We start from the raw sequence: 5130 nt of genomic DNA on the forward strand, positions 1-5130 counted from the left end.
GAAGCTCATCACCTTCGAGCCGCCGCCCTGCAGGTTGGACATCACGAAGAACAGCACGAAGGCGATCAGCAGGATCGGCAGCAGCGACAGCAGGATGCTGACGAGCGCGTTCTCCTTGCTCTGCTTGGTGTCGGTGACCGCGCCGTTGGACTTGAGCAGGTCGTTGGTCAGGGTCTGGGTGAAGTCGGCCGGGTAGGAGGCGCTGATCTTGCTCTTGCCGTTGTACGGGGTCTTGAGGTCCAGCTCGACCCGCGACTCCTTGTCGTGGATGATCGCGGTCTTGACGTTGCCGGAGGTAATCTGCGACAGCGCCTCGGAGGTCTTGACACCCTTGTAGGAGCTGCCCCCGGACAGCATCTGCGGCAGCGCGAACAGCAGGATGACCGCGACGGCGATCCAGAGTATCGGCGAGCGAACGAGGCGCTTACGATCCATAGTGCGTCCGTCCGGTCGGTTCGACCGGGCGAGTCCTCCTGATCAGGGGCCGGGAAATGCTGCTTCGGACGGTACACGCAGCCGTCGGGGCCTGCGTCTAATCGAACGCTGCGCGCAGCGCGGTAGTTCCGCCCCACCAGGATATGTGAGACCTTCGCCGGTCCGCTGCATCCGGCTGTGCGCCGGCTGTGCGTCCGCTCCCGCTACCCGCCGTAGACGAACTCATGGTCTACGGAGCGGCTCAGCCGCCGTAGACGATCACACGGTCTACGGAGCGGCTCAGCCGCCGTAGACGGAAGGCTTGAGGCGGCCGATGTAGGGCAGGTCCCGGTACCGCTCGGCGAAGTCCAGCCCGTAGCCCACCACGAACTCGTTCGGGATGTTGAACCCGACGTACCTGACCTGGACCGGCACCTTCAGGGCGTCCGGCTTGCGCAGCAGCGCCACCACCTCGACCGAGGCGGGATTGCGGGCCTGCAGGTTCTTCAGCAGCCAGGACAGCGTCAGGCCCGAGTCGATGATGTCCTCGACGATCAGGATGTCGCGGCCGGTGACGTCGCGGTCGAGGTCCTTGAGGATGCGCACCACCCCGGACGACGTGGTGGACGAGCCGTAGGAGCTGCAGGCCATGAACTCCATCGTCGAGGGCCGGCTGAGCGCGCGGGCCAGGTCCGACATGAACATCACCGCGCCCTTGAGCACGCCGACCAGCAGCGGCTCGCGGTCGGCGTAGTCGGCGTCGATGGTGGCGGCCAGCTCGATGATCTTGGTCTGGATGTCCTCGGCGGACACCACCACGGCTTCGATGTCGTCGTCCAGGACGGACACTCTTACTCCTCGGGTGGTTCTGGCGGTGCGCTGCCGGCAGCGGAACCGGTCGCCGGGCGGCCGGCAGGCGGGGCGGGGGTGGGCGGGACGAGCCTTAGCGTGCCAGACGCCCGTTCGGCGCGATAACCGCCCGGCAGGTCGATCGGTCCCTGGCCCCGCCAGTCCCGCACCAGCCGGCACAGCTGACCCACGTGGGCAGCGGTCAGCGGCCCGGCACCGCCGCGCTCCGCCCAGGACTTGAGCACCCGGCCGAGGATGCCGTCCGGCTGCTCCTCCAGCACCGCGGCACTCACGCCGCCGGCTACCACCGCGGCCGCCAGCGCCCGGTCGGCCAGCAGGTCGAGGGTGTCCAGGTCGGCCCGCAGCTGCTCGGCGGTGCGGGCCAGCGCCTCGGTGACACCGCCAGCCAGCACCTCCTCCAGCAGCGGCAGCACCTCCCGGCGCAGCCGGACCCGCCGGAACCGGGGATCGCAGTTGTGCGGGTCCTGCCAGACCGGCAGCCCCAGCGCCGCGCAGGCTGCCTCGGTCTGCGAGCGGCGCAGCGCCAGCAACGGCCGCAGGTAACCGGACTGCTCGGCCCGCATGCCGGCGATCGAGCGTGGCCCGGAACCGCGTCCCAGGCCCAGCAGCACCGTCTCGGCCTGGTCGTCGGCGGTGTGCCCGAGCAGCACCAGGCCCCGGTCGGCGAACGGTCGCAGGGCCGCGTACCGGGCCGTCCGGGCCGCCGCCTCCGGGCCGCCGTCCCCGGCCGGGGGCACCTCGACCCGCAGCACCTGCACCGGGTCGAGGCCCAGCTCGTAGCCGAGCACGCCCACCTGCTCGGCCACCGCGGCCGAGCCTTCCTGCAGGCCGTGGTCCACGCAGACCAGGCCGGCCGGACGGTGGGTCCGGGCGCTGTCGAAGGCCAGCGCCGCCGCCAGTGCCACCGAGTCCGCGCCGCCCGAGCAGGCCACGAAGGCAGGCCTGTCCACCGGATGGCCGGCCAGCGCCCGGCGGACCGCCAGCCGGACGGCGGCGACCGCCGGATGCGGTCCCATCGCTAGCCGTGCACCCGGCTCACCCAGCTCGACGGAGCGGTGATCTCGGCCTTGCTGGGCAGGGTCTCGGGCGAGGTCCAGACCGCGTTGAAGCCATCCAGCCCGACCTGGGAGACCACCGACCGGACGAACTGCGAGCCCTGGGTGTACTGCCGGGTCTTGGCGTCCATGCCCAGCAGGCTGCGCAGCAACCGGTCCAGCGGGTTGGCGCCGCGGCGCCGGCGAGCGGCGAACTTGCGCTCGATGTCGGGCTGGGACGGGATCACATTCGCCGGCACCGCGTTCATCACGTACTCGGCGTGGCCCTCGATCAGCGACATGAAGCCGGTGACCCGCTCCATCACCACCCGGGACTCGGGCGAGGCGAGCGCGGCCAGCAGGCCATTGCCGTCGCCGTGGCCGCGCGCCGCCTTGGTCAGCTCCGACAGCACGCCCTTGAGCCGTTCCCGGATCGCTTCGGGGTCCAGGTCGAGGGCGTCGGTGAGCGCCTGGATCTCGTCCAGCATGTGCTGGCGCATCCAGGGCACCGCGGTGAACTGCACCCGGTGGGTCACCTCGTGCACGCAGACCCAGAGCCGGAAGTCGCTCGAGTCCAGCCGCAGCGCCCGCTCCACCGCGACCAGGTTCGGGGCCACCAGCAGCAGCTGGCCGTTCTGCTTGGAGAAGAACTCGTACTGGCCGAGCACCTTGCCGGACAGGAAGGCCAGCACCGCGCCGGCCTGGGCGCCGGTCATCCGGCCGCCGACTGCCGATGCCAGCCGGCCGGGCTGCTTGCTGGCGATGAGCTTGTCGGTCAGCGGGTCCATCACCGTCGACATGCTGGCGACGTTGGCCTCGATCCAGCCCGGCCGGTCGGTCACCACGGTGGTCGCGGTGACGGCGGGCTCGTTCAGCCGGGTCAGCTCGGCGACCAGGGCGGCCGCCCGGTCGGTGGCCCGGCGCAGCTCGGCGACGACGGCCTGGGCCTGCACCGGGCTGACCGCTGGCGGCTGGGGAGCCAGCGCCTTGGCACTGCGTTCGGCTACCGACCAATCGACCAGGGACGTCATCCCCTCACGGTACCGGCGCGATCAGCGGCAGCCGCACCGCACCAATGCGGCCACCAGGTTGTCCACGGCGATCCGGCTCGGCCCCTCGGACGGGGCTTGGTCGGCCACGAAGCTGAACACCAGCAACCGGCCGTCGGCGTCGGTGAGCAGGCCCGCCATCCCGGACACCCCGGTCAGCGTGCCGGTCTTGGCCCGCACCATGCCGGCCGCGATGGCCGCCGGGCCGCTGAACCGGTCCTCGTCCAGCAGGGTGCCGTCCCAGCCGGCGATCGACAGCCCGCTCAGCAGCGGCCGCAGCCGGCTGTGCTCGGCGCCCAGGCTGGCCAGCAGCGTGCCGGCCAGCGCCGCGGCCGGGATCCGGTCCTGCACCGACAGGCCGCTGCCGTCCACCATGCCGGTGCCGATGTCGATGCCGGCGTCGGCCAGCACCGCCCGGACCGCCTCGGCGGCGCCGGCGAAGCTGGCCGGCCGGTGGGTGGCGATCGCGACCTGCCGGGCCAGCACCTCGGCGATCACGTTGTCCGAGGACCGCATCATCTGCTCGACCAGCACGTCCACCGGGGCCGAGTGCACCTGGCCCAGCACCGCCCCGTCGGGCGGCGCGCTGCCCAGGCTCACGGATGCGCCGCCGAGCGCGTCGGCCAGCGCGTTGCCGGCCGCCAGGTCCGGCTCGGCGGAGCGGATCTCGTCGTCCGCGCGGTCCCGGCCGGCGTCGACCATGGCAGCGGTGATCAGGCTCGCGTAGGCCGACGGGGTGTCCACCGGATCCCAGCCCGGCGCGGCCCCCGGGCCGGTGAACGCCGAGCCGTCCACCACCACCTGCTGGACCTCGACGCCGTGCAGGGCGGTCCGCACCCGGGACGCCAGGTCGGTGATCCGGGCCGCGCCGGCGTAGCGGGGGGCCTGGCCGGCCGGGGCCGCCGACAGCGTCGGGTCGCCGCCGCCGACCAGCACCACGGTGCCGGGCTCCGCACCGGCCACCACCCGGGTGCTGAACCGGTCGGTGGGTGCGTACACGCTCAGCACCGCGGCGGCGGTGAGCAGCTTGGCGGTCGAGGCCGGGGCGACGCTGTCCTGCGAGCGCCGGTCGAACAGCAGCGCTCCGGTGCGGGCGTCGAAGACCTGGCCGGCCACCGAGGAGCCGAGCTCGGGATCGCCGAGCGGGCCCGCCAGTGCCGCGGCCACCCCGGCGGCGGTCGGCACTGGCGGGTTCGCCGCGGGCCGGGACTGCGTCGGGGGCGCGGAGGCGGCCGACAGCAGCGCGGCGACGCCGGGCGGGGCGGCGGTGGGCGACGGGACCCGGACCGGGCGGAAGGACCGGTCGGCCGCGAACTGCCGTCCGGCGCCGACGCCGAAGTAGCCGACCCCGGCCAGCAGCAGCGCCAGGACCAGCAGCGCCAGCGTGACCGGCTTCGTGTTGGGGCGCGCCACGGTAGGCCACAATAAGGCCATCGCGCATCAGCGTGCGGCGGCGCGTCCCGGCAGCTGTACCCGACAGCGGTCCGCACGCGAAAGGAGCCCGGCATGGAAGAGTTCGACGTCCTCATCGAGATTCCCAAGGGCAGCCGCAACAAGTACGAGGTGGACCACGCCAGCGGCCGGATCCGGCTGGACCGAACGCTGTTCACCGCCACCCAGTACCCGGCCGACTACGGCTACATCGAGAACACCCTGGGCGAGGACGGCGACCCGCTGGACGCGCTGGTGCTGGTGCACGGCGACCCGCTGTTCCCCGGCGTGCTGGTGCTGTGCCGGGCGATCGGCATGTTCCGGATGACGGA

At 72.7% G+C, this 5130-nt stretch carries 6 protein-coding genes; 1 reads left to right on the forward strand and 5 read right to left on the reverse strand.

Annotation, left to right across the window (positions count from 1 at the left end; genetic code table 11):
* The 5 genes from VLJ82_RS00395 to dacB all read right to left on the reverse strand — a co-directional run.
* On the reverse strand, nucleotides 1–435 hold a 435-nt coding region (locus VLJ82_RS00395; protein WP_408661337.1), incomplete at its 3' end, for an ATP-dependent metallopeptidase FtsH/Yme1/Tma family protein.
* Between the two features lie 279 nt (nucleotides 436–714).
* Complete coding sequence (hpt, locus tag VLJ82_RS00400; protein ID WP_408661338.1) at nucleotides 715–1263, reverse strand: hypoxanthine phosphoribosyltransferase; 549 nt, start codon at nucleotides 1261–1263, stop codon at nucleotides 715–717.
* 2 nt (nucleotides 1264–1265) lie between these two features.
* Nucleotides 1266–2300, reverse strand: coding sequence for a tRNA lysidine(34) synthetase TilS (tilS, locus tag VLJ82_RS00405; protein WP_408661339.1), 1035 nt, complete (start codon nucleotides 2298–2300; stop codon nucleotides 1266–1268).
* A gap of 2 nt (nucleotides 2301–2302) precedes the next feature.
* Entirely contained in the window at nucleotides 2303–3349 is a 1047-nt protein-coding gene (locus tag VLJ82_RS00410) for a zinc-dependent metalloprotease (RefSeq protein ID WP_408661340.1), read from the reverse strand.
* Between the two features lie 21 nt (nucleotides 3350–3370).
* Nucleotides 3371–4780: a D-alanyl-D-alanine carboxypeptidase/D-alanyl-D-alanine endopeptidase gene (gene dacB, locus VLJ82_RS00415; protein WP_408661341.1), complete on the reverse strand. Its 1410-nt coding sequence runs from the start codon at nucleotides 4778–4780 to the stop codon at nucleotides 3371–3373.
* Nucleotides 4781–4873: 93 nt separating this feature from the next.
* Here dacB and VLJ82_RS00420 point away from each other — a divergent pair.
* The coding region (locus tag VLJ82_RS00420) for an inorganic diphosphatase (RefSeq protein ID WP_408661342.1) at nucleotides 4874–5130 on the forward strand (257 nt) is incomplete at its 3' end.

It is taken from the genome of Jatrophihabitans sp., assembly GCF_035474675.1.
Taxonomy (GTDB): Bacteria; Actinomycetota; Actinomycetes; order Mycobacteriales; family Jatrophihabitantaceae; genus Jatrophihabitans_A.